The sequence below is a fragment of the Epilithonimonas hispanica genome (assembly GCF_003385395.1).
Lineage (GTDB): Bacteria > Bacteroidota > Bacteroidia > Flavobacteriales > Weeksellaceae > Epilithonimonas > Epilithonimonas hispanica.
In genome coordinates, this window is the sequence record NZ_QNUG01000004.1 from 16,765 (window position 1) to 38,631 (window position 21,867).

Sequence of the window (21,867 nt, forward strand, 5' to 3'; positions counted from 1 at the left end):
ATACTTTAGGATTTTTTTTTAATTTTTAAAAAGCATATTAAGAATGATATCTTTTCTTTCAGAAATTAATCTATCAAATTCCTCATCACTTATCATCATATTATCTTTTATTAGAGGTCTTGCTGCGCTAGGAAAAACAAGAAGAGAAATCATATTAAATAAAAACTGAACAGGTTCAATTTTTTCAATATTTCCAAGACCCATCTCTACTTCAATATCTTTATAAAGATTTTGTAAATCTTCTGATTGGATATCCTTTTTCTGACAACTTCCTTTATTAATCTGAGAAATAATATAGGTTTCAAGATATGGATACTGAAGACTTGTAGATAAGCTACCCTCTATAAATTGTGTGATTTTTTCTTTAAATGGTAAATCAGACCTCATAATAATTTCTGATTTTTCTTTTTCCACTCTTTGCGCATCCTCAAAAACAATCTGAATTAGATTATCCCTAGATCTGAAATAATAATTAATCAATGTCCTATTGACACCTGCTTCATCCGCAATCTCTTGTGTTGTAGCATCAAATCGTCCTTGAACAAAGAAAAGGTTCTTAGCCGTTTCCTTTATTAACTCTTGCATTTGATCTTTTTTTTCTTGTTTCGACATTTTTGTTAAACAATTTTGTGCAAATGTATCCTATTTTTATTTTTTGACAAAATTGTTAAACATTAATATTAAACAAAATTGAAAATTTAATACAAAATTAACATTGTGCTTTTCTATTACACTTTTCATAGGACAAGAATTACCCTTCTATTATAAACTTAAAATCTGTAACTTTGCAAAATCTATAAAATAGGTTTCCAAAAAGTATAAAATCCTAAAATTGGAAATCTAGACAACCCATAATTTTTATAATCATCAATGGAACTCATACACCGTAATCTTTTAATTGGTATTCACGACTCGCTTCAAGAAACATTTTTCGAAGACAGAAAATACGCCGACAAAGTCATAGAAAGACTTTTAAAATCTCACAGAAAATGGGGAAGCGAAGACCGTAAAGTGGTTTCCGAGATCTTCTACAATATCATCCGTTGGAAAAAACGCTTGGAGTACTACATGGGAGAAGGTGTAAAACCTAACAATGTTTACAAAATGATTCTTGCTTACCTACTTTGGAGCAAAACACATTATAAAAAATTTGAAGAATTTGACGGAATCAAAGTGGCAGACATCCTTACCAAGTTAAAAAAGGGAACAGTTCCAACAAAAGCAATAGAATACTCTATCCCAGATTGGTTAGCAGAAACGCTTGAAAAAGAACTAGGAAAAAACTGGGAAAGAGAAATGCTAGCACTTAACGAGCAAGCGCCAACAGTTCTACGTACCAACTCTCTTAAAACTACACCAAGAGAATTAATCGCTGATTTGAATGACGAAAATGTAGAAGCTTTCACGATCAAGAATTATCCAGATGCTGTTCAGTTAGCTGAAAAGAAAAATGTTTTCTTGACCTCAGCTTTCAAAGATGGGTTGTTTGAAGTGCAAGATGCAAGTTCTCAAAAAATTGGGCAATTGCTAGATGTAAAAGAAGGTATGCGTGTTGTGGATGCTTGTGCTGGTGCCGGTGGAAAAACTTTGCATTTGGCAGCTTTGATGAAAAACAAAGGTCAAATCATTGCACTAGACATCTACGAATGGAAATTAGCTGAACTAAAAAGACGTGCAAAAAGAGCTGGCGCACACAATATAGAAACAAGAACTATTACCGATAACAAAGTTATCAAAAGATTGCACGAGAAAGCAGATAGATTATTAATAGATGCCCCTTGTTCTGGTCTTGGTGTTTTGAAAAGAAACCCTGATTCTAAATGGAAAATAGACCAAGCGTTCATTGATAGAATCAAAGGTGAACAACAGCAGATTTTACAGGATTATTCCAAAATCCTGAAAAAAGGAGGACAAATGATCTACGCAACCTGCTCTATTCTACCATCAGAAAATAATGAACAAGTAAAGACTTTCTTAAAAAACAATCCAGATTATACTCTTATTAAAGATGAAAAAATAATGCCTAGCGAAGGATATGATGGATTCTATATGGCGTTAATAAAACGAAATGGATAAAAAAAAAAAATAATCCTTGAGGAAATGAATATCCTCAAGGATTAAAAAAACACAAATGATGAAAGCACAAATCTAAAACTTATTTTTATAAGACACATTATTATTTGTATTTTTAAAAAAAAATTATATTTTTTTAACATAAAAAAAGAGATTCAATTGAGTCTCTTTTTTTGTTAGACATATATTATAAAACGCTTTAATAATACTTCTTTATAAATTTAATAATATATCTAATCAATATCATATTTTAGACTCATTCTAAAGTCAGATTTAATGATTAAATTTGCATTTCCAAAATTCTTATAAATGTTTGAAACAGATATCATTATAGTAGGTGCTGGTCCAACAGGACTTTTCACCGTTTTTGAAGCAGGATTACTGAAATTGAGATGCCACTTGATTGATGCTCTTCCACAACCTGGTGGACAATTAACAGAACTTTATCCAAAGAAACCAATCTTTGACATTCCTGGATTCCCAAGTGTAGATGCTGGTGTATTGGTTGATAACCTGATGGAACAAATCAAACAATTTGAACCTCAATTTTCATTAGCTCAAAAAGCTGTGAGCTATGAAAAAACCGAAGAAGGAGACTTCATTGTAACTACAAGTCGCGGTGAAAAAATTAAAGGTAAAGCCATTGCAATTGCTGGTGGCTTGGGAAGTTTTGACCCAAGAAAACCAGAGTTGGAAAACATCGATAAGTTCGAGGAAAATGGTGTCGAGTATTTCGTAAGAGAACCGGAGATGTTCCGTGACAAAAAAATCGTGATTGCCGGAGGTGGAGATTCTGCTTTGGATTGGTCGGTTTTCTTAGCAGATGTTGCTTCTGAAGTGACTTTGATTCATAGAAGAAATGAGTTCCGTGGTGCATTAGATTCAGTAGAAAAAGTAACTGAACTTAAACGTCAAGGAAAAATCAACCTGATTACACCTGCTGAAGTTACAGGACTAATTGGTGATGATAAATTAACTGGAATCGAAATTGAAAAAGATGGTGAAAAATCAATCTTGGAAACAGATTACCTTATTCCATTATTTGGATTGACTCCTAAGTTAGGTCCATTATCGGATTGGGGATTGGAAATCGAAAAAAATGCGATCAAAGTAAACAACGCATTAGATTACCAAACCAATGTTGATGGAATCTACGCCATTGGTGATATTAATACTTATCCCGGAAAATTAAAATTGATTCTTTGTGGTTTCCACGAAGCTACATTGATGGTTCAAAGTGTTTATAATAGACTTAATCCAGGTAAAAAATTCGTTTTAAAATATACTACCGTAAGTGGTGTGGACGGTTTCGATGGAACTAGAAAAGAAGCTGAAAAAGCGGTTGTCAAATCTATTGATTAGAATTTTTCACTTCATACATAAATTAAAAGAGGGTTTTCGTAATCCTCTTTTTTTTATACTTTAGTTTGAAACTATCAATCAAAATCTAACATCCGACATCTTTTTCTAAAATCTATCTCTTATCTTTGCAAAATGTCAGACGTTAATATTACAATCATAGATAGAGAAGGCGTTTCTCACACAATTCCTGCACCAACAGATATGGCAATGAGCATTATGGAAGTTGTCCGTGCCTACGAATTGGCAGAAGAAGGAACCATCGGAATCTGCGGAGGAATGGCCATGTGCGCTTCTTGCCAATGTTATGTGCTAAGTGAAAATGTCCCACTTCCGGAGATGTTGCCAGATGAAGAGGCTATGCTTGCAGAAGCTTTTAATGTGAAGCCTAACAGTAGATTAGGTTGTCAAATTCCTGTAACACCAGAATTGGAAGGACTTGTTATAGAATTAGCTCCGGAATATTAGAAGTTATATAATTAAATAAGAGAGAGAGAGAGAAAAAGCTGTTGTTTTTTTCTCTCTTTCATTTAATAGACTTTTTATTGGAATCATTTTTGAATTGAGTTTTAAATAAATATAATTATGAAAAGATCTTTTCTAAAAATAGCAATTCCAGTTTCTGTTGGAATTTTGGGAATCTTAATTTTCGAATCCTATTCTGTGAGAATTCCTCAAAACGCAACAGCAATTCAAGATTTCGATTCAGAAAAATATCTGGGCAAATGGTACGAGATTGCACGCTTTGATTTTAAATTTGAAAAAAACCTAAATCAAGTTACGGCAACCTATTCCAAAAACCCCGATGGCACCATTAAAGTTGATAACAAAGGTTATGATTACGTGAAAAAAGAATGGAAACAAAGCATTGGTGAAGCAAAATTTGTGAACACAGAAAACGAGGCTAGATTAAAAGTTTCTTTCTTCAAACCATTTTGGGCAGCTTATAATGTGATTGATTTGGTAGATTACAAATATGCCCTGGTTGCAGGAAAAAACCTAGATTACTTATGGATCTTGTCTCGCGAAAAAACAATTCCACAAGATATCAAAACTCAATTTTTTGAGAAAGCAAAATTGATTGGCTATGATATTAATAATTTAGTTTGGGTTGAACAAAACTAAATAAAAACATACTTTCTTATCATTGTAAACCAAATAGTTATAAAACACGCAATAGTTTTAACCTAAAATATTATAGCTAATATTAAGACAATTTGATTAATTTAGTTAAAAATTTAGAGGTTCTAGCATGAAACAGTTACTACTATTGATTAGTTTTATTACAACACAACTTTTATATTCTCAAAGTTGTCCTAATATAACTGCAACTGATATTTCCGGCAATACCTCTGTGCATTTGAGTTGTGCAACCGGTGGATGCGTAGAGCTAACAACCAATGTTCCGAAGAGTTATCTTACGACTTCTTATCAAGTCGCAAGCTCAACTTATGCCCCCGTTATCCCGTTTGATCAAGGCACTCCATTAAATGCTAAAACTGATGATACTTTTTCAGACATCATTCCTCTACCTTTCAATTTTTATTTTTATGGTTCCAAATATAATAAGATAGTCATAAGCACCAACGGCTTTCTTACTTTTGACACGTTACAAGCTGGCTTGGCAAGCAATCCCAATATCTTAGGTAGCAATCCTAATTCTTCTTTACCACAAAATTCAATTTTTGGGATTATGCAGGATTTGATTTTTTCGGATACTGATGATTCTGAGATTTATTACGAAGTTATAGGAAGCTCGCCTTGCCGAAAATTTGTTATTAACTTTTATAAAGCCAAACTGGCAGGTTGCGCAGAAACCTCTAGTTTCCAAATTGTATTATCGGAGTTTTCTAACGAAATAGATGTCATTGTAGAAAACAAGCCTTTTCCTTGTACAACCGCACGTTTCAAAGAATCTTTGATAGGAATTATGAATGCATCTGGAACCGAGGGTGTATCGCCTCTAGGAAGAAACGCAGAAATTTGGCAATCTGGCAACGAGAGTTGGAAATTTAGCCCAAATGGCAATCAGATACAACCAAGCATTTTTTGGAGAAACTCGGCAAATCAGCTTGTAGGATCTACTGCTACAATCAATGCATGCCCAAGTAAATCAGATGTTTATACTGTAACTCTCAACTATACTTTATGCAACACCAACTATAAATTTACCGACAGTATCGATGTAACTTATGATCAAAGTGGAAGTGCGCCGGTAATAAATACGCCGGTTAACTTCAGCTACACAGTTTGTGATAATAATGCCGATAATACAGAAACTTTTGATTGGAGCACGCTGGTTAAGCCTCTCATAACAACAGATCCCACGATGAATGTAAAATTTTATCAATCTTTAGCTGCAGCCGAAGCAGGTGCGGGTTCTGGCATTACTGATATTCATGAAGGATCTTACGTTGTTTACGCAAGAGTTACCAACCCCAAAGGTTGCTATTCTGTAGGAATCGTCAATATGAACATTACTTTTCTGGATAAAATTGAAGCTATAGATATTAAAAAAATCTTATGCTTTGATGGTACAGAGGACGTTACAATTGATCTAAGCACGATCTATCCAGAAATGCTAACCACAACAATTTCCGAAATCAGCAATGTTACATTTTACACCAATTTGGCAGATGCAACAGTACCAAACATCGGCACATCAATACCAGCAATCCAAACGATTATAGATGATGTTAATCTGGTTACTTATGTTTATTATGTCCGTTTCGAAAATGCTGCCGGTTGTTACACCGTTAAAAAAATCACCATAGAACTTCGTAATCCCCAGGCTGTGCAGGATCAAGATATTTGTGACTTCGAAAATGATGGAGAAGAAACGGTTTTACTGAGCAGTTTAAACAATCGAATAGCCGGTTCCCAACCAGTAACTTTAAGTTATTTCCAAAATGCTTCGGATGCTAATAATAACACTAATGCAATTACAACATTTCAACTTACAAATACCAATTCACCAGCTGTTGTATATGCACGTTTAGACATGAAAGCTTTTAATGGAGATTGCTACCGAGTATACCCAATCACCCTTAAACTCATACCAAGTCCTTTTCTTACAAAAGAATCGATAACCGTAAATTTGGGAGATATTTGCGATAATAATAATGATGATGTAGAAACTTACGACTTAACGCAACACGAAAAAGACATCTACGCTGGAACAGAATCATTTAGTTTCAGTTATTACTTAAGCTATAATGCCTCTAATAACACATTAGGAAATATGATTTCCAATCCAGCAGGCTTTTCTATATCAAAAAATACAGATGTATATGTAAAGGTAGCAAGAGGTGCTTGCTTTGCAATTGCTAAAATTACAATCAACTTTGATTTTCTCCCCACAGTTACTCTAAAACCTGGTATCATTTCAAAATGTGACAAAGGTTATGATTATGGTGAAACATACGACCTCAACGATGCCAAATCAGAGATGTTCCCTGCGTCCCAAAATTCAGATCTACTTGCAGATATGGACGTCACCTTTTATGAAAATCAAGAAAATGCAAACCTTGGCACTTCTACAATTAGCAATTTTCAAACAACAAACTATAATACCGTTACGTTCTGGGCAAGATTCCAATCAAAAAATACCCATTGCTACTCGTTGCACCTATTGTTTTGAAAACTTATTTCCCTCCCAAAGCCATTCCTTCCAGCATCCGAGTTTGTGATAGTAATTTGGATGGAACTCCTCAAGTCAATTTATTATTAAAAGATTACACAGACCGGATGGTGAGTGAGCCAGATCCAGAAAATCATTTTATGTTCTACTTGACTCCGGCAGATGTATTGAGTAATAATCCGATTAAAGATCCTGAAAATTTTTCTCCAAATCCTTTTCCAAATAGAATCTGGGTATTAGTAGAAAACCTCTCTGGTTGTTATACATTACCCTCTACAATTGATTTTATTATAAATTCGTCTGTACCTATAATGAAAGATACTTTTCTACTAGAACAGTGTGATGAAGCGAATGACGGAAAAGAAATTCTGAATCTAAATCAATTTGAAAATCAAATCCATAACAGTAAGACTGCAAATTTTTCTTATTATCCAACTTTGGCAGATTTAAACAATAATGTCAACGAGATTGTTTCGCCTACTTCTTATCAATATGACAACATTGTTCATCCTCCAGTAATTTTTGTAAAGGTAGAAGAAACAGGTTATTGTCCTGCATTGGTAAAGATTAATATCAATTTAAAAAACACACCTATTTTTGAATTACCAGCCTACTATTTCTGTCCCGGTGTTGGTATAAGAATAGAACCAGATTTATCGTATCTACTTCCAAAATCTTACACTTGGAAAAACCCAGCAGGAGAAATCATTTCAAAAGACAGTTATATCGATAACATCAAAACAGAAGGTAAGTACTCTCTCACCATCACTATAGATAATGGATGCGAATATACTGAGTACTTTGACATCATCGCTTATGAAGTTCCTGTGATTACTCAATTATTAGGTACCGGAGCCAATTCTTATCAGATAATCGCGAATGGAAGCAAGAAAATTCTTTACTCAATGGATGGCATCAATTGGCAAGCTTCTAATATCTTTGAGAATATACCACCTGGTCCTGTTACATTTTATGTAAGATTCGAAGATTCTAAATGTTTAGGCATCCCTAAAAAAGGCTTATCTGTGAAGATAAATAATGTAATAACACCTAATAATGATGGCTATAATGACCAATGGAGTTTCCATAATCTTGATGTATTTCAAGATCAACCTTCCAATCTTAAAATCTATGACAGAAATGGAATATTGATTCACGAACAATCTAGTACCACTAGATTTATTTGGAATGGACAATATAATGGAAGAGTTTTACCTACATCTAGCTATTGGTATATTATGACATTACCAGATAAAGTGCTAAGCGGATGGATTCTTCTAAAAAATCGAAACTAATTTCTGAAATTAAATTATACGCGTTTCAAATTCAATAATATAAAATGAGAAAGCAAATTAGAACGTGCAGTAAAATTGTATAAAATTACTCTTAAAAATCAACATTTACAATTTGCCTTTTGAAAAACAATTCCCTAACTTAGAACAACCAAATCACGATAAAAACCAATTGGTAATATGGCGTTTATAGATTATTATAAAATTCTCGGAATTGAGAAAAATGCTACTGCTGACGACATCAAAAAAGCTTACAGAAAACTAGCTAGGAAATATCATCCAGATATGAATCCGAACGATAAAGAAGCAGAGAAAAAATTCAAAGAAATCAATGAGGCAAATGAAGTACTAAGTAATCCGGAAAATCGTGCAAAGTATGATAAATATGGCGAACATTGGAAACACGGCGAAGAGTATGAACGTGCACAGCAACAACAGAGACAACAACAGCAATATTCTGGAAACTTTGGCAGTGGATTTTCAGGAGCAGATTTTGGAGAAGGCGAAGATTTTTCAGATTTCTTCCAATCGATGTTTGGTGGTGCTGGCGGAGGTTTTGGAAGAAATTCTAGAGGAAGTGCAAACGGAAAATTCAAAGGTCAGGACGTTTCTGCAGAACTAAATCTCAATCTAAGAGACGCTGCGAAAACACATCAGCAAACTTTTGATATCAATGGAAAAAAAGTAAGAATTACAATTCCTGCAGGCATATATGACGGTCAACAAATCAAACTGAAAGGTCATGGAAATCCTGGCATAAATGGAGGCCCAAACGGTGATCTTTACATTACTTTCAACATTTCCGAAGACAAAGATTTCCAACGCGAAGGTGACAACTTAAGAACTTCCGTTGACATTGATGTTTATACCGCTATTTTAGGAGGTGATGTCAATATCCAAACACTTGAAAATTCTGTAAATCTAAAAGTGAAACCTGAAACTCAGAACGGAACAACCGTAAGACTTAAAGGCAAAGGCTTTCCGGTGTACAAAAAAGAAGGAGAATTTGGTGATTTATATGTGACATACAATGTAAAAATCCCAACCAATCTTACTGATAAACAAAAAGAACTGTTTCAACAACTTAAAAATTCTTAATGATGAACGAAAGAATCTCCATAGAAGAAATTATCCGATTATATAAAATAGATTATACTTTTCTCGACCAGTTAATTGATTCGGAATTATTGCATCCTGAAACAGAAAACAGTATCCGATATATTGTCTATGAAGAATTATCTCATCTTGAGCGTTTTGCAAATTGGCATTACGATTTGGATGTCAACCTCCCGGGAATCGAAATCATTCATAAGCTTCTGAATCAACTGGAAGAGCTGAAAAATGAAAATCGAAAATTACTGCAGAATGTTTCTAAGTTCGAAAACTGGGAAGATGTAGATTTTTAGCCAATTTTTCTTTGTAAATTTGTGAGATGGAATTATACGATGTTCTTATTGTTGGCGGTGGTCCAATTGGGTTAGCTTGTGCTTTGGAAGCTAAAAAAAATAACTTGAAATATATTGTCATCGAAAAAGGAACGGTAGTCAACAGCCTTTACAATTATCCGCTGTATATGACATTCTTCTCGACGGCTGACCGATTGGAAATCGACGAGATTCCGTTTATCACAACCAAACCCAAACCGGGACGACAAGATGCTCTGGAATATTATCAAGGCATTGCGCGCGCAAAAGAAATCAATATTAAATCTTACGAAAAGGTTATTAATATTCAGAAATCTACTTTTTTCCAAGTTGAAACCAGCAAGCAGATTTATTCTGCTAAAAATGTAGTGATTGCAACAGGTTTTTATGACATTCCAAATCTGATGAATATCAAAGGTGAAGAATTACCAAAAGTAAAACATTATTATACAGAACCTTATCCTTACGCTTTTCAAAATATTGTCGTTATTGGTTCCAGTAATTCTTCAGTTGACGCCGCTTTGGAAATCTACAGAAAAGGTGGAAATGTAACAATGATTATCCGAAATAACGAAATTTCTAAAAGTGTAAAGTATTGGGTAAAACCGGATATTGAGAACCGAATTAAGGAAGGAAGCGTCAAAGCTTTTTTCGGAGCAGAACTTCTGGAAGTCAAAGAGCACTCAGTAATATTCAAAACTGAAAAAGGAGAAATTCGGGAAATAGAAAATGATTTTGTACTTGCAATGACAGGTTATCTTCCCGATTTCGAATTCCTAAAAAATATCGGAATAGATTTGAAAGGCGAATGTCAAAACCCACATTACAATCCCGAAACGATGGAAACCAATATAGACGGAATCTATCTTGCAGGCGTTGTCTGCGGCGGAAAAGACACTCATCTTTGGTTTATAGAAAACTCAAGAATCCACGCCAAGCAAATCATCAAAGACATAATTGATAAACAATAAGTCATTAAACTTGCTGTCTTAATTCTTTTGTCTTGAATCTTTTTTCTCAAAAAATGGTATTCTTTTTGTAACTTATAGACACAGAAAGAAAAACTATGAACATCAAATTAATTAAAAACACATTTCCTTTATTCATCGCAGTTTCGTTATTTCTGATTCAATGTAAAAAGGAAGAATCAGTTTCTTCCTCAGATAAAAATGACAATCCGATTACGGATATTTTGACGCCTGATGATAAAAAAGAAGAAGACTCAGTAAAAGAAGAAAAACCCAAAGTTCCCGATGTTGTCATTCCTAGAAAAGACTTTGGATTTTTCCCTTGGGTTTACAAAAACACCGACTCGGTTTCACAAAAAAATAAAAAAGAATTTACAGGAAAAGCGCTTTACACGATTCTTGCGCTCAATCGACTTGACAGAGCCAACATTGGCGCTGCTGACACATTGGTTGTTCCTGCAAAAATCGAGGACGATTTCCTGATATATTCGCCATTTCCGGGACACGTTACCAGTCTTGAAAATGTGAAAAAATTCGTTTTCTTTTCTTATCCTATTCAGGCTTTTGGCGTTTATGAATATGGAAATCTAATCAAATGGGGACCAACAAGCATGGGGAAAAAATCAACGCCTACAAAAAAAGGATTAATGTTTGCCAATTGGAAAAAAGAAGTCGCCATATCAACTGTGAGCGACGAATGGAAACTGCGATGGAATGTCAACGTAGCCAATTTTGACGGCATTGGTTGGCATCAGTATGCTATGCCTGGTTATCCGGCTTCGCACTCTTGCCTCAGAATGTTAGAAGAAGACGCCAAATGGATGTACACTTGGGTGGACACTTGGGTTCTCAATAAAGGCGGAGCAACTACCAGAGCCAAAGGAACGCCGCTCATTGTTTACGGCGATTATCCTTGGGGAAAAAGACGACCTTGGAAAAAATTGTTGGACTCTCCGGAAGCTAACAATATGTCCGAAGACGAAATGAACAAAATCATAGAACCTCAGCTCGCAGAGATTATGAAAGAGCAAGAAAATCGAGATATCGTTCTTCAACAAGTTGAACAGGAGAAAAAAGCAAAAGCAGATTCTTTAGCTAATATCAAAAATCAACTTTCAGCCAATTTGAATTAATTTTTTCAGGAGCTATTTCCCGCTATCCACTATATCTTTTTTGTTTTCAGAACGTTTCTCGATTAAAAAAAATGAGTAGAAGAAAACAAAAAAGGATGCCGTTCCTATCGGGGCTATGGGATTGTTCTTCCAAACAAGCTTTATAATAAAATACAAGAAACCCTTTCAAAGTTTAACCTTTGAAAGGGTTTTATTTTAGAAAATTTCAGACAAAATTCTAAAATTCAATTAATTGAATCTTTGGAAAATTAATTCTTAATCAATTCTTTGCGTAATTATTTTTCTAAATATTTCCAACCACAGTTTTTATCTGCGTAAATTCTTTAATCGCCAACAAAGACAATTCAACGCCGTAACCGGAAGATTTTGCTCCACCGAAAGGAAGTCTCGCGTCAGAACTCGTCGATTTGTTAATAGAAACCGTTCCCGATTCTAGATTCTCAATGAAAAATTGGGCACGCTTTTTATCTTTCGTCCAAACTGCATTCCCTAACCCAAACGGAATATCATTCGCTAATTTCAGGATTTCATCATCATTTTTTCCAACCATCAGAATTGCCAATGGTCCAAATAATTCTTCCTGCAAAATTGGATTACCTTCTTGTACTCTGATAATTCCGGGACGAAATTCATTCTCAGAAATACGTTCCAAAGCAAGAACTACTTCTGCTCCATTTTTCAAAGCTTTTTTATATTGACTTTCCAATTCGTCTGCCAAATCTGGCCTTGCCATTTTCCCCAATTTAGTTTCTTTTTTGAAAGGGTCAGCCGGCTGGTAAGAATTGTATTCTTCTATAAATTTTGGAAGAAATTTTCCCTCAATATCCCGATGAATAATAAAACGTTTCGCTGCATTACAAACCTGTCCTGTATTTTGAAGTTTTCCAGCTGGTCCGTCAATCGCTGCTTTTTCATAATCAGAATCTTCTAAAACGATAAAAGCATCACTTCCGCCTAATTCCAAAACGGATTTCTTGATATTCTTCCCGGCCAAAGCAGCGACAGTTGCGCCGGCTTTTTCACTTCCTGTTAGACTTACACCTCTTACTAATGGATTTTCAAGGATCTCTTGGATTTCGTTGTGCCCGATTCTTAGATTTTGGAATATATTTTTTGGAAAACCTGCTTCTGCAAAAGCTTTTTCAATTTCATCCCCACTTCCGAAACAGATGGAGGCGTGTTTCAGCAAAATAACGTTTCCTGCAAGAATTGCCGGAACTGCAAATCTCAAAACTTGCCAAAACGGGAAATTCCAAGGCATTACACCCAAAATAATTCCCATTGCATCGTAATGAACTTCACTCACATTGAATTCTGTTTTGATTTCTGTAGGTTTCAATACATTTTCTGCATTGGCATAAAACCAAATCATTCCTGCACTTTTTTCTATCTCAGCAATAGATTGGGAAATCGGTTTGTGCATTTCTGTAGTTATGATTTTCGCATAAGCTTCTTTGTTTTTATCCAGAACATCTGCCAGTTTCAAAAGTAGCTTTTGACGTTCTTCAAAAGGAGTTTTTCTCCAATCTTGGAATGATTGATGCGCTGAATTAATATGTTTTGATAAGTCCATTTTTCTTTGATTTTATTAAAAATTAGGTTGCATTAATTGTACCAATTTATGCGGCTCTAAATGTACAAAGTTGAGAATAAAACCAACATTTATTTTTATATTTTTTATAAATTTTTGTATTAAATTTTATAAATAATGAAATATAATTTTTGAAAGTATTTTAAAAACAGAGAATCACTCGCGCCCCGACCTGAGTGGAGCTCTTTTTGTTTTTTCGGAAAAAAAGAAAAAAGCGGGAACAGAGGGCGGATAAAGGCGCCCAAAATATGACATTAATTCTTCTTGCTACTTCGGAAAAGTAAGACAGAGTTGAGGAAAATGAGTAATAAATCCAAAGTTACCCAAATACTGAGTTTGATGTTATCGTATTTAAGTTCTTCGATTTTTTCGGTCGCTATTGCAGAAAGTTTGAGACTGTTGTTGATGTAATTTTTGACCTCGATGATTTTGTCCTCATTTTTGTTGGGAACTGCAACCTGCGAGAAATAAACCAATTTATTCTTTCCAATATATCCGGCAACCCAAAACTCGTTGGATTTCTGCATATTGAGATATTCTATTCGGAAATACTCCGGGCGGACTTGACCAACGTGTTTGGAAAGATATTTGGTTTCTTTTTCTCCGTCCTGAATCCTGATGATGTAAAAGTCAATCGGCTGTGGCAAATAGTTGATAACCTGCACTGCCAAAGAGTTTTCCAAAAACTGAGACACACTTCTCTCCACAAACCAAAACGTGAAATAAGCGGCCGCAGAAATGGTAATAATCGTCCGAACTACTTTGTTCCACAGACTCCATTTTCCTGACCGAAAACCGGAAAGAAAAAGGGCAATGATGAGAAAAATGAGGATTAGAATGATTATCATTGAAACAAAGATAATGGTTTCTCGTCAATTAGAACGTGACATTCCATTCTTTGTAGAATTCATCGAGGAACTGAAGCATAAATTGATGTCTATGTTCCGCAATTTCCTTCGCTGTTTTCGTATTGAGTAAATCTTTGAGAAGCAGCAGTTTTTCATAGAAATGATTAATCGTAGTTCCGTTAGACTTTTTATATTCTTCCTTTGTTTGATTAAGTTTTGGCTCGATATCGGGGTGATACATCAAGTTGTTTTTGTAACCACCAAAATTGAAAGTTCTGGCAATTCCAATGGCTCCAATTGCGTCTAATCTATCAGCATCCTGAACTATTTTCAGTTCCAAAGGCAGATTCTCTGGCGCGTCATTTCGGTTTTTGAAGGACATATTTTCGATGATGAAAATAACTTTTTGAATGGTCTCCGAATCAACATTTTGTTCTGTAAGAAAATCGTTCACAATTTTTGAAGCCAAAGTTTCGTCGCCATTATGGAATTTTGGGTCAGCAATGTCGTGTAGTAAAGCAGATAATTCGATAATTAATTTATCGCCTCCTTCTTTTTCTTGGATTTTAAGACTCAATTTCCAAACACGCTCGATATGAAACCAATCGTGACCAGATTCCGTTCCTTCTAATTTTTGTTTTACTAACTCTATTGTTTTGTTAATCAATTCCATTAATTCAATTCTTTTAAAATAATATTCCAGAGCTTCTTGTTATAGCTTCTGAAAAAATTAATATGTCCTATTTCGTTCTTTTCTGACTCCGATGTTTTGATTAATCTGTAAGTCGGTTTCAGATTTGGATAAGTGTCTTGTAAAAGCGATTTCACTCCTTTTTCGGTTAACCAAGCATCATCTTCCGCTCTTACTACAAAAACTTTTTGAGTCAGGTTTTTAGAAAAATCCTCTGACTTTTCCAGAAGTTTGTTTGTTGATTTTTTATTGAGAATCAAAGTCCTCCAATCAAATGCACTTCCCGAAGGTAAACTTTCGCCCAAACCAAACCAATCTGCTGGAAAATAGCCTAATAATTTGGTCGACAAAGGCTGTGCAATTCCGAAGCCAAGATAAGCTTCTATCTTTGTTTTGAATTTTAAATTTCCAACAAAAGCATTCTGAGTTCCGACAAATATAAATTCTTCAAACATCTCAGAATCTTTATTCATTCCTAAAATCAAAGCACCAACCGAATGTCCCAAACAAAATTTTTGATAATCCGAAAAATTAGTTTTAATATAATTAGTCACAGCTTTGTAATCCTTCGTTCCCCAGATTCTCATCGAAGCTTCGAAACCTTTCATTCTATCAGGTTTTGAAACTCCTATTCCACGATAATCGTAAGTCATCACCATAAAACCGTGCTCAGAAAAAAACTGCGCAAATGAGAAATAAATCTGCTGTTTGACACCTGTTGCAGAGTTTATCAATAAAATTTTACTGTTAGGATTTTGAGGTTCAAAAATATGAACAGCTAAACTGTAATTATCCTCGGTTGTGATATTAATACTCTTCATAAAAATGATTTTAATGGAATCATTCTATAAAAATAAAAAAATCAATTCGTTGAAAATGACATTTCGATATGCTGGAAATATTAATTCTGAAAATCCTTGAGATATGGCAAACCTTTTTGAGAACCTCTGTAATCAGCTGCTTTTAATGCCACTTCATTTCCAAATTTCACACAATCCTCAATAGAATTTCCGTGAAGCAAAGCAATAGAAAAACCTGATGTGAAAGCATCTCCTAATCCCATATTGTGAGCTTGAGAACTCGGGTCTTTTCGGAAATATTTCATCTCGGAACCATCAAAATAACTGGTACTGTTAGCGCCGTCTCTCACAAATAATTTATTCGGAAGATGTTTAATGATTTCGTCGTGATTTCCTTCTCCGAAAAGCGTTTCCAAATCTGTGCTTTTTGCAACTATGAAACTCGCATAATCTATTATTTCGTCTGACAATCGGCTTGCAGGCGCAGCATAAATTCCGATTTTCTTTCCAAGACTTTTGGCTTTTTTGAAAAGAAATTCAACAGTTTTTATAGGAATCTCTAACTGAGTCAAAATCAAATCTGCTGCTAAAAGATATTTTTCAGCTTCATTGATGTCATTTGGTGATAAATTATAATTTGCAGCGGGAACTACTGTGATGGCATTTCCCTCGTCAGAAGCGTTCACATAAGCAGTTCCTGTATCTTCGTCATTGTCTTCCACAACGTAAGCTACATTCACATCCTCATCGTCCAGATTTCTGAGAACCTGCTGTCCATAAGGGTCCATACCTACCCGACTTATCAAAGCAGTATGAGCACCCAAACGCGACGTTGCAATGGCCTGATTAGCTCCTTTTCCTCCAAGAAAACTTTTCAGTCCGTTAGCTAGAACCGTGTTGTTGGCTGTTGGGATTTTAGAAGTATTAAAAATCAAATCTATAGAAGAGCTTCCTACAACTACAATCTGGGGGATTATATTACTGAGTCTCATTTGTAATATTAATTGTTTAAAAGTCAAACGAAATAATGGTTTATCATTTCATTTCTGCTAATGTAACAATTTAATCCATTCCGATTTCTATAAACTCAGAAATTAATTTAACTACTTGATTATCTTTAGAATAACCAATATAGGAAGCATAAAATCCTTCGCCATATCCAGTTTCGAAAGCAATTATGTTTTCCTTTTTATTGTCGTAAGGTTTCAGAACTGCAAACTGGTCAATTGCCCCTTTTTCATCAAAAAAATGAGAATGAAAAAACTCTTCGTAGATTCCCAAAAAGTCTGCTCCTTTCTTATGGAAAAGTTCTTGTTCTAGATTATTAAGAGCATACTGAGCATCTTTATCCATAAAACTTCCCATCCCAGATTCTACGGGATAACCGAAGATTTCTCCTTCCTTCAAATCGTTTAGATTTTGGTCATCGCATAAAGCCAAGGCCCAATTTTCAGCCAATTGGTTTTTATCGAAAACAATTTCTGTATAAGCCACACAATTGGAATTTCTTTCTTTGTGAATCAAAACCGGAAAATCTCCTTTCGGAAATTCTTGATTGAAGGCAGATTTGTCAGGCGTAATCAAAGCGTCACTCGCCACAATTTTACCTGAAGAAATATGAATCTCCCCGACTTCGTAGGTTTCCAATAAAGGATTTTCTACGAAGTCTCGAGAGAATAATTTTTTAATATTTTCTATGTGAGTCATTTTACAAGTCGGAAGTCAGAAGTCTGATGTCCGAGGTTTTTAATTATATTTAAATTTATACGTCGAAAACTCCTGACCTCGGTCTTCTAACTATAAACTCTTTAATTTTTCTTCCAACAAAGCAATTTTGTCCAGAGCATCTTTTTGTTTTTTACGCTCAACTTCTACGATTTCTGGTTTTGCGTTCGCCACAAACTTTTCGTTGGAAAGCTTTTTATCTACAGAAATCAAGAATCCTTTTAAGTATTTTAATTCTTCTTCGGTTTTTGCTTTTTCTTCGGCTAAATCTAAATTTTCACTTAAAGGAATTGAAACTTCTGTTGCTCCAACCAAGAATGTAAAACTAGGCTTATCCGTTTTTGTTCCATAATGGATTTCAGAAACATTAGCTAATTTTCTTACAACTGCTTCATTCGGAAATCCTGTAGCATTAGTAAAAATCTCAACCGTTTCTCTTGGCGAAATTCCTTTTGTCTGACGATAATTTCTAACACCAGAAATCAATTCTTCTGAAGTTTCGAAGTTCTTGATAATATCTTCATTGAAAGAATCTGCTTTTTTTTGCTGAGCGATTACCAAAGCTTCTTCTGTAGTTCTTTCGGAAATTGCCTGCCATAATTCTTCCGTCAAGAAAGGCATAAATGGATGCAATAGTTTCATTAATTCTTCAAAGAACTCAATTGTTTTATTGTAAACATCTTTAGAAATTCCTTCTCCGAAATTGGGTTTAATCGCTTCCAAATACCAACCGCAGAAATCGTCCCAAATCAATTTATAAATCAAATGCAAAGCATCAGAAATCCTGAATTTTTCGAATTGGTCATTAATCTCAACAATCGTTTTATTCAATTTGTTTTCAAACCATTCGATGGATTGTTTGTCGGAATCGTTCAAAGGTTTATCTTCGTGATTCCACATATTGATTAATCGGAAAGCATTCCAGATTTTAGTCGCAAAGTTTCTTCCCTGCAACATCAAATCTTCATCAAACAACAAATCGTTTCCAGCAGGTGCACTCAACAAACTTCCTACACGAACGCCATCCGCTCCGTATTTTTCAATCAAATCTATCGGATCTGGAGAATTTCCTAATTGCTTAGACATTTTTCTTCTTTGCTTATCTCGTACAATTCCTGTGAAATAAACATTTTGGAACGGAACTTTCCCTCTAAATTCTAATCCAGCCATAATCATTCTGGCAACCCAGAAGAAAATAATATCCGGACCTGTTACCAAATCCGAAGTTGGATAATAATAATTGATGTCTTCATTTTCGGGATTATTTACGCCATCAAAAACCGACATTGGCCACAACCAAGATGAGAACCAGGTATCAAGTGCATCTTGGTCTTGTTTCAGGTTATCAGTTGTCAGTTGTTGGTTGTTGGTTTTTTGTTTTGCTAATTCTAAGGCATCGTTAAAATTCTCAGCAACTACAAAATCATCTTCGCCTTCTCCATAATAATAAGCAGGAATCTGCTGTCCCCACCAAAGCTGACGCGAAATATTCCAATCACGGATGTTTTCCATCCAGTGTTTATAAGTATTTTTGAATTTTTCCGGATAGAATTTAACCTCATCATCCATCACAACATCCAAAGCCGGTTTTGCAATTTCTGACATTTTCAAGAACCATTGTACAGAAACTTTAGGCTCGATAACTGCGCCCGTTCTTTCGGAAGTTCCTACTTTATTTACATAATCTTCTGCCTTCAACAAAAGATTATTTTCTTCTAATTCTTTAGCGATTTGCTTTCTTACATCAAATCTATTTTTTCCTGCGTAATGTAGTCCGTGCTCGTTCAGATTTCCGTCATCGTCCAAAGAATCAATGATTGGCAATTGATGTTTTTGTCCGATTTCGTAGTCATTAACATCGTGAGCCGGCGTAATTTTCAACGCGCCTGTTCCGAATTCAATATCAACATATTCGTCTTCAATAATTGGAATAATTCTGTTGACAATCGGTACAATTACATTTTTACCTTTCAAATGTGCATATCTCTCATCATTAGGATTGATGCAAACCGCAGTATCACCAAAAATAGTTTCTGGACGAGTTGTTGCTACCGAAAGAAACTCTTCCGTTCCTTCTATTTTATATTTAAGGAAATATAGTTTTCCGTTTTGTTCTTTAAAGATAACTTCTTCATCAGAAATATTAGTTTTCGCTTCGGGATCCCAGTTTACGATTCTTGAGCCTTTGTAGATAAGACCTTTATTATACAAATCAACAAAAGATTTAATTACCTGCTGAGACATTGTATCTTCCAACGTGAATCTTGTTCTGTCCCAATCGCAAGAGCAACCTAGTTTTTTCAATTGTTCTAAAATGGTTCCACCGTATTTATCGGTCCAATCCCAAGCGTGCTTTAGAAATTCTTCACGTGTGATATCGGATTTGTTGATTCCTTCAGATTTTAGCTTAGCAACAACTTTCGCTTCTGTTGCAATAGAAGCGTGATCCGTTCCAGGAACCCAACAAGCATTAAAGCCCTGCATTCTTGCTCTTCTGACCAATACATCCTGAATTGTATTGTTCAACATATGTCCCATATGAAGAATCCCCGTCACATTTGGCGGCGGAATTACAATTGTGTAAGGAGGTCTGTTATCTGGTGTGGAATGGAAATATTTGTTTTCTAACCAGAAGTCATACCATTTTTGTTCAGTTTCCTGTGGATTGTATTTGTCTGCAATCTGCATTTTAAAATTATTTTTGGCTTGTAATTTGCAAAAATAAGACAATGTGAAAAAATTAACATCACATATTCAAATAATTTATAACTTTGTTATTCAAAAATTTAATTATTTAAAGAAAAAAAATATGAAAAAGATTCTTGCAGGATTATTTATGACAGGCGCTATCGCATTTGCATCTGCTCAGACCATCTCATTTGACAAAACAACTTTCGACTACGGAAAAATAAAAGCTGGTTCTGATGGACATAGATTTTTTACAGTAAAAAACACTGGTGATAAACCACTTATCATTAGCGAAGTAAAACCATCTTGCGGATGTACAACGCCAGAATGGAGCAAAGATCCAATTTTACCAGGAAAAACAGCTCAGATCAAAGTTGGCTACAATACAGGAATCAAAGGAGCTTTCAACAAATTGATTGAAGTTTATTCTAATGACCCAGCTAATAACAGATCTGTGTTATATATCAAAGGAAATGTTGAAGATTTACAAGGGGTTAATCAAGAAGCAAAACTAGTTGCAGCTCCTGCTGAAAGTTTTTCCGCTAAAACTGCACCGGCTTCATCAAAGGCTACAAAAAAAATCGTTAATAGAGCTGAAGCTGCTAAATAATAAAAATTTACATTTTTTATAAAAACCGTTCTTTTTTAAGGAGCGGTTTTTTTATTTTTACATGAAATCAATTTTATTATGGGATACAATTTTTCTGATCATTTTTTGATAAAAGAAAATTCGAAATTCGAAATCAAAAAACATAATACAAACTATAAGGGGAAAATCAATAAAGATGAAGCCAAGCAACTTTTGGAGGTAGAAAAGGAAAAGTTACGTGTTCTGCAAGAGAAACTTTATGCTGACGGAAGTCAATCTTTATTAATTATTCTTCAAGCAATGGATGCTGCCGGAAAAGACAGTTTGATAGAACACGTTTTCGGAGGTGTGAATCCTCAAGGTTGTGAAGTCACGAGCTTTAAAGGTCCAAGTACAAAAGAATATTCTCACGATTTCATTTGGAGACATTATTTAGCTCTTCCAGCCAAAGGAAAAATCGGAATTTTCAATCGTTCTCATTACGAAAGTGTGTTGGTTTGTAAAGTTCATCCAGAATATAACCTCAGCGAGGAAGTCTGGAAAGATGTAAAACAATTTGATCAAAAATTCTGGGAGAACAGATACGAAAGCATCCGAAATTTTGAAAAACATTTAGCAAACAACGGAACAAAAATCATTAAGATTTTCCTGAATGTTTCCAAAGAGGAACAAAAGGAACGTTTTCTAGACAGAATCAATGAGGACGATAAAAATTGGAAATTTTCTTCCGCCGATATTACAGAAAGAGGATTCTGGGATGATTATCAAAAAGCTTATGAAGAAGCAATTAATCAAACTTCTACAGAGTCTGCACCTTGGTTTGTGATTCCTGCTGACCAAAAATGGTTTTCCAGAGTTGCTGCGATTCAAATTATCATTGACAAACTTGAAGAAATGAAACTGCAATATCCAAAACTTTCCGAAAAAGAGAAAAACGGATTAGCAGAATCTAAAGCTAAATTGGAAAACGAAAAATAATTTCCCAATTACGGAAAACCTCAATTTTATAAACAAAAGTCGTTTTAAAATTGTAAAAGCTAATATAG

The 21,867-nt window shown here is 34.7% G+C and carries 19 protein-coding genes and 1 pseudogene; 12 read left to right on the top strand and 8 right to left on the bottom strand.

Annotation, left to right across the window (positions count from 1 at the left end):
- Nucleotides 1–18: 18 nt before the first annotated feature.
- Nucleotides 19–612 carry a TetR/AcrR family transcriptional regulator gene (locus DRF58_RS02270; protein ID WP_116032359.1) on the bottom strand — a complete coding sequence of 198 codons (594 nt, stop codon included), beginning with the start codon at nucleotides 610–612 and terminating at the stop codon, nucleotides 19–21.
- Between the two features lie 258 nt (nucleotides 613–870).
- Here DRF58_RS02270 and DRF58_RS02275 point away from each other — a divergent pair, with 258 nt between their 5' ends.
- From DRF58_RS02275 to DRF58_RS02320, 10 genes are all read left to right on the top strand, one after another.
- Nucleotides 871–2,076 (top strand): RsmB/NOP family class I SAM-dependent RNA methyltransferase, encoded by a 1,206-nt coding sequence (locus tag DRF58_RS02275; RefSeq protein WP_116032360.1) that lies wholly within the window; start codon nucleotides 871–873, stop codon nucleotides 2,074–2,076.
- A 306-nt stretch (nucleotides 2,077–2,382) separates the two neighbouring features.
- The gene (locus DRF58_RS02280) at nucleotides 2,383–3,435 is read left to right on the top strand and encodes an NAD(P)/FAD-dependent oxidoreductase (protein ID WP_116032363.1); all 1,053 of its coding nucleotides are present in this window, start codon (nucleotides 2,383–2,385) and stop codon (nucleotides 3,433–3,435) included.
- A 132-nt stretch (nucleotides 3,436–3,567) separates the two neighbouring features.
- The gene (locus tag DRF58_RS02285; protein ID WP_116032364.1) at nucleotides 3,568–3,900 is read left to right on the top strand and encodes a 2Fe-2S iron-sulfur cluster-binding protein; all 333 of its coding nucleotides are present in this window, start codon (nucleotides 3,568–3,570) and stop codon (nucleotides 3,898–3,900) included.
- A gap of 117 nt (nucleotides 3,901–4,017) precedes the next feature.
- A complete protein-coding gene (locus DRF58_RS02290; RefSeq protein ID WP_116032367.1) occupies nucleotides 4,018–4,557 on the top strand; it encodes a lipocalin family protein in 540 nt (179 codons plus the stop codon).
- Between the two features lie 127 nt (nucleotides 4,558–4,684).
- Nucleotides 4,685–7,072 carry a hypothetical protein gene (locus DRF58_RS02295; protein ID WP_116032369.1) on the top strand — a complete coding sequence of 796 codons (2,388 nt, stop codon included), beginning with the start codon at nucleotides 4,685–4,687 and terminating at the stop codon, nucleotides 7,070–7,072.
- Nucleotides 7,045–8,367 (top strand): T9SS type B sorting domain-containing protein, encoded by a 1,323-nt coding sequence (locus DRF58_RS02300; RefSeq protein ID WP_123902346.1) that lies wholly within the window; start codon nucleotides 7,045–7,047, stop codon nucleotides 8,365–8,367. Before DRF58_RS02295 ends, DRF58_RS02300 begins: the two co-directional genes overlap by 28 nt.
- Before the next feature lie 177 nt (nucleotides 8,368–8,544).
- A complete protein-coding gene (locus tag DRF58_RS02305) occupies nucleotides 8,545–9,462 on the top strand; it encodes a DnaJ C-terminal domain-containing protein (protein WP_116032373.1) in 918 nt (305 codons plus the stop codon).
- Nucleotides 9,462–9,770, top strand: coding sequence for a chaperone modulator CbpM (locus DRF58_RS02310; RefSeq protein WP_379883761.1), 309 nt, complete (start codon nucleotides 9,462–9,464; stop codon nucleotides 9,768–9,770). Before DRF58_RS02305 ends, DRF58_RS02310 begins: the two co-directional genes overlap by 1 nt.
- Nucleotides 9,771–9,796: 26 nt before the next feature.
- Nucleotides 9,797–10,759 (top strand): YpdA family putative bacillithiol disulfide reductase, encoded by a 963-nt coding sequence (locus tag DRF58_RS02315; RefSeq protein WP_116032375.1) that lies wholly within the window; start codon nucleotides 9,797–9,799, stop codon nucleotides 10,757–10,759.
- A 95-nt stretch (nucleotides 10,760–10,854) separates the two neighbouring features.
- Nucleotides 10,855–11,889: a L,D-transpeptidase gene (locus DRF58_RS02320; RefSeq protein ID WP_245955347.1), complete on the top strand. Its 1,035-nt coding sequence runs from the start codon at nucleotides 10,855–10,857 to the stop codon at nucleotides 11,887–11,889.
- Between the two features lie 283 nt (nucleotides 11,890–12,172).
- Here DRF58_RS02320 and DRF58_RS02325 read toward each other — a convergent pair whose 3' ends face one another.
- The 7 genes from DRF58_RS02325 to DRF58_RS02355 all read right to left on the bottom strand — a co-directional run bounded on the left by DRF58_RS02325 (nucleotide 12,173) and on the right by DRF58_RS02355 (nucleotide 20,232).
- On the bottom strand, nucleotides 12,173–13,462 hold the full coding sequence (locus DRF58_RS02325) for an aldehyde dehydrogenase family protein (protein WP_116032377.1): 1,290 nt from the start codon (nucleotides 13,460–13,462) through the stop codon (nucleotides 12,173–12,175).
- A gap of 272 nt (nucleotides 13,463–13,734) precedes the next feature.
- Nucleotides 13,735–14,328 (bottom strand): hypothetical protein, encoded by a 594-nt coding sequence (locus tag DRF58_RS02330; RefSeq protein ID WP_245955348.1) that lies wholly within the window; start codon nucleotides 14,326–14,328, stop codon nucleotides 13,735–13,737.
- 28 nt (nucleotides 14,329–14,356) lie between these two features.
- Nucleotides 14,357–15,001 carry an HD domain-containing protein gene (locus DRF58_RS02335; RefSeq protein ID WP_116032379.1) on the bottom strand — a complete coding sequence of 215 codons (645 nt, stop codon included), beginning with the start codon at nucleotides 14,999–15,001 and terminating at the stop codon, nucleotides 14,357–14,359.
- On the bottom strand, nucleotides 15,001–15,840 hold the full coding sequence (locus tag DRF58_RS02340; protein WP_116032381.1) for an alpha/beta hydrolase family protein: 840 nt from the start codon (nucleotides 15,838–15,840) through the stop codon (nucleotides 15,001–15,003). The genes DRF58_RS02335 and DRF58_RS02340 overlap by 1 nt, the downstream gene beginning before the upstream one ends.
- An 80-nt stretch (nucleotides 15,841–15,920) precedes the next feature.
- Nucleotides 15,921–16,811, bottom strand: a complete 891-nt coding sequence (locus DRF58_RS02345) for a ribokinase (RefSeq protein WP_116032383.1) — start codon at nucleotides 16,809–16,811, stop codon at nucleotides 15,921–15,923.
- Between the two features lie 70 nt (nucleotides 16,812–16,881).
- A complete protein-coding gene (locus DRF58_RS02350; RefSeq protein ID WP_116032385.1) occupies nucleotides 16,882–17,526 on the bottom strand; it encodes a DUF4241 domain-containing protein in 645 nt (214 codons plus the stop codon).
- A 90-nt stretch (nucleotides 17,527–17,616) separates the two neighbouring features.
- A complete protein-coding gene (locus DRF58_RS02355; protein WP_116032626.1) occupies nucleotides 17,617–20,232 on the bottom strand; it encodes a valine--tRNA ligase in 2,616 nt (871 codons plus the stop codon).
- A gap of 121 nt (nucleotides 20,233–20,353) precedes the next feature.
- On the opposite strand from DRF58_RS02355, the pseudogene DRF58_RS02360 reads away from it, so the two are divergent.
- Nucleotides 20,354–20,710: pseudogene (locus DRF58_RS02360) on the top strand (DUF1573 domain-containing protein); the annotation flags it as partial.
- 210 nt (nucleotides 20,711–20,920) lie between these two features.
- Nucleotides 20,921–21,799 carry a polyphosphate kinase 2 family protein gene (locus DRF58_RS02365; RefSeq protein WP_116032388.1) on the top strand — a complete coding sequence of 293 codons (879 nt, stop codon included), beginning with the start codon at nucleotides 20,921–20,923 and terminating at the stop codon, nucleotides 21,797–21,799.
- The last annotated feature ends 68 nt before the right edge of the window (nucleotides 21,800–21,867 follow it).

Bases quoted from the DNA above. Each gene is read 5' to 3' on its own strand.
- DRF58_RS02280 (WP_116032363.1), top strand. From the start codon at position 2,383: ATGTTTGAAACAGATATCATTATAGTAGGTGCTGGTCCAACAGGACTT.
- DRF58_RS02315 (WP_116032375.1), top strand. From the start codon at position 9,797: ATGGAATTATACGATGTTCTTATTGTTGGCGGTGGTCCAATTGGGTTA.
- DRF58_RS02355 (WP_116032626.1), bottom strand. From the start codon at position 20,232: ATGCAGATTGCAGACAAATACAATCCACAGGAAACTGAACAAAAATGG.
- DRF58_RS02365 (WP_116032388.1), top strand. From the start codon at position 20,921: ATGGGATACAATTTTTCTGATCATTTTTTGATAAAAGAAAATTCGAAA.
- DRF58_RS02295 (WP_116032369.1), top strand. From the start codon at position 4,685: ATGAAACAGTTACTACTATTGATTAGTTTTATTACAACACAACTTTTA.
- DRF58_RS02335 (WP_116032379.1), bottom strand. From the start codon at position 15,001: ATGGAATTGATTAACAAAACAATAGAGTTAGTAAAACAAAAATTAGAA.
- DRF58_RS02310 (WP_379883761.1), top strand. From the start codon at position 9,462: ATGATGAACGAAAGAATCTCCATAGAAGAAATTATCCGATTATATAAA.
- DRF58_RS02285 (WP_116032364.1), top strand. From the start codon at position 3,568: ATGTCAGACGTTAATATTACAATCATAGATAGAGAAGGCGTTTCTCAC.
- DRF58_RS02330 (WP_245955348.1), bottom strand. From the start codon at position 14,328: ATGATAATCATTCTAATCCTCATTTTTCTCATCATTGCCCTTTTTCTT.
- DRF58_RS02345 (WP_116032383.1), bottom strand. From the start codon at position 16,811: ATGAGACTCAGTAATATAATCCCCCAGATTGTAGTTGTAGGAAGCTCT.
- DRF58_RS02270 (WP_116032359.1), bottom strand. From the start codon at position 612: ATGTCGAAACAAGAAAAAAAAGATCAAATGCAAGAGTTAATAAAGGAA.
- DRF58_RS02290 (WP_116032367.1), top strand. From the start codon at position 4,018: ATGAAAAGATCTTTTCTAAAAATAGCAATTCCAGTTTCTGTTGGAATT.
- DRF58_RS02275 (WP_116032360.1), top strand. From the start codon at position 871: ATGGAACTCATACACCGTAATCTTTTAATTGGTATTCACGACTCGCTT.
- DRF58_RS02325 (WP_116032377.1), bottom strand. From the start codon at position 13,462: ATGGACTTATCAAAACATATTAATTCAGCGCATCAATCATTCCAAGAT.
- DRF58_RS02350 (WP_116032385.1), bottom strand. From the start codon at position 17,526: ATGACTCACATAGAAAATATTAAAAAATTATTCTCTCGAGACTTCGTA.
- DRF58_RS02340 (WP_116032381.1), bottom strand. From the start codon at position 15,840: ATGAAGAGTATTAATATCACAACCGAGGATAATTACAGTTTAGCTGTT.
- DRF58_RS02305 (WP_116032373.1), top strand. From the start codon at position 8,545: ATGGCGTTTATAGATTATTATAAAATTCTCGGAATTGAGAAAAATGCT.
- DRF58_RS02320 (WP_245955347.1), top strand. From the start codon at position 10,855: ATGAACATCAAATTAATTAAAAACACATTTCCTTTATTCATCGCAGTT.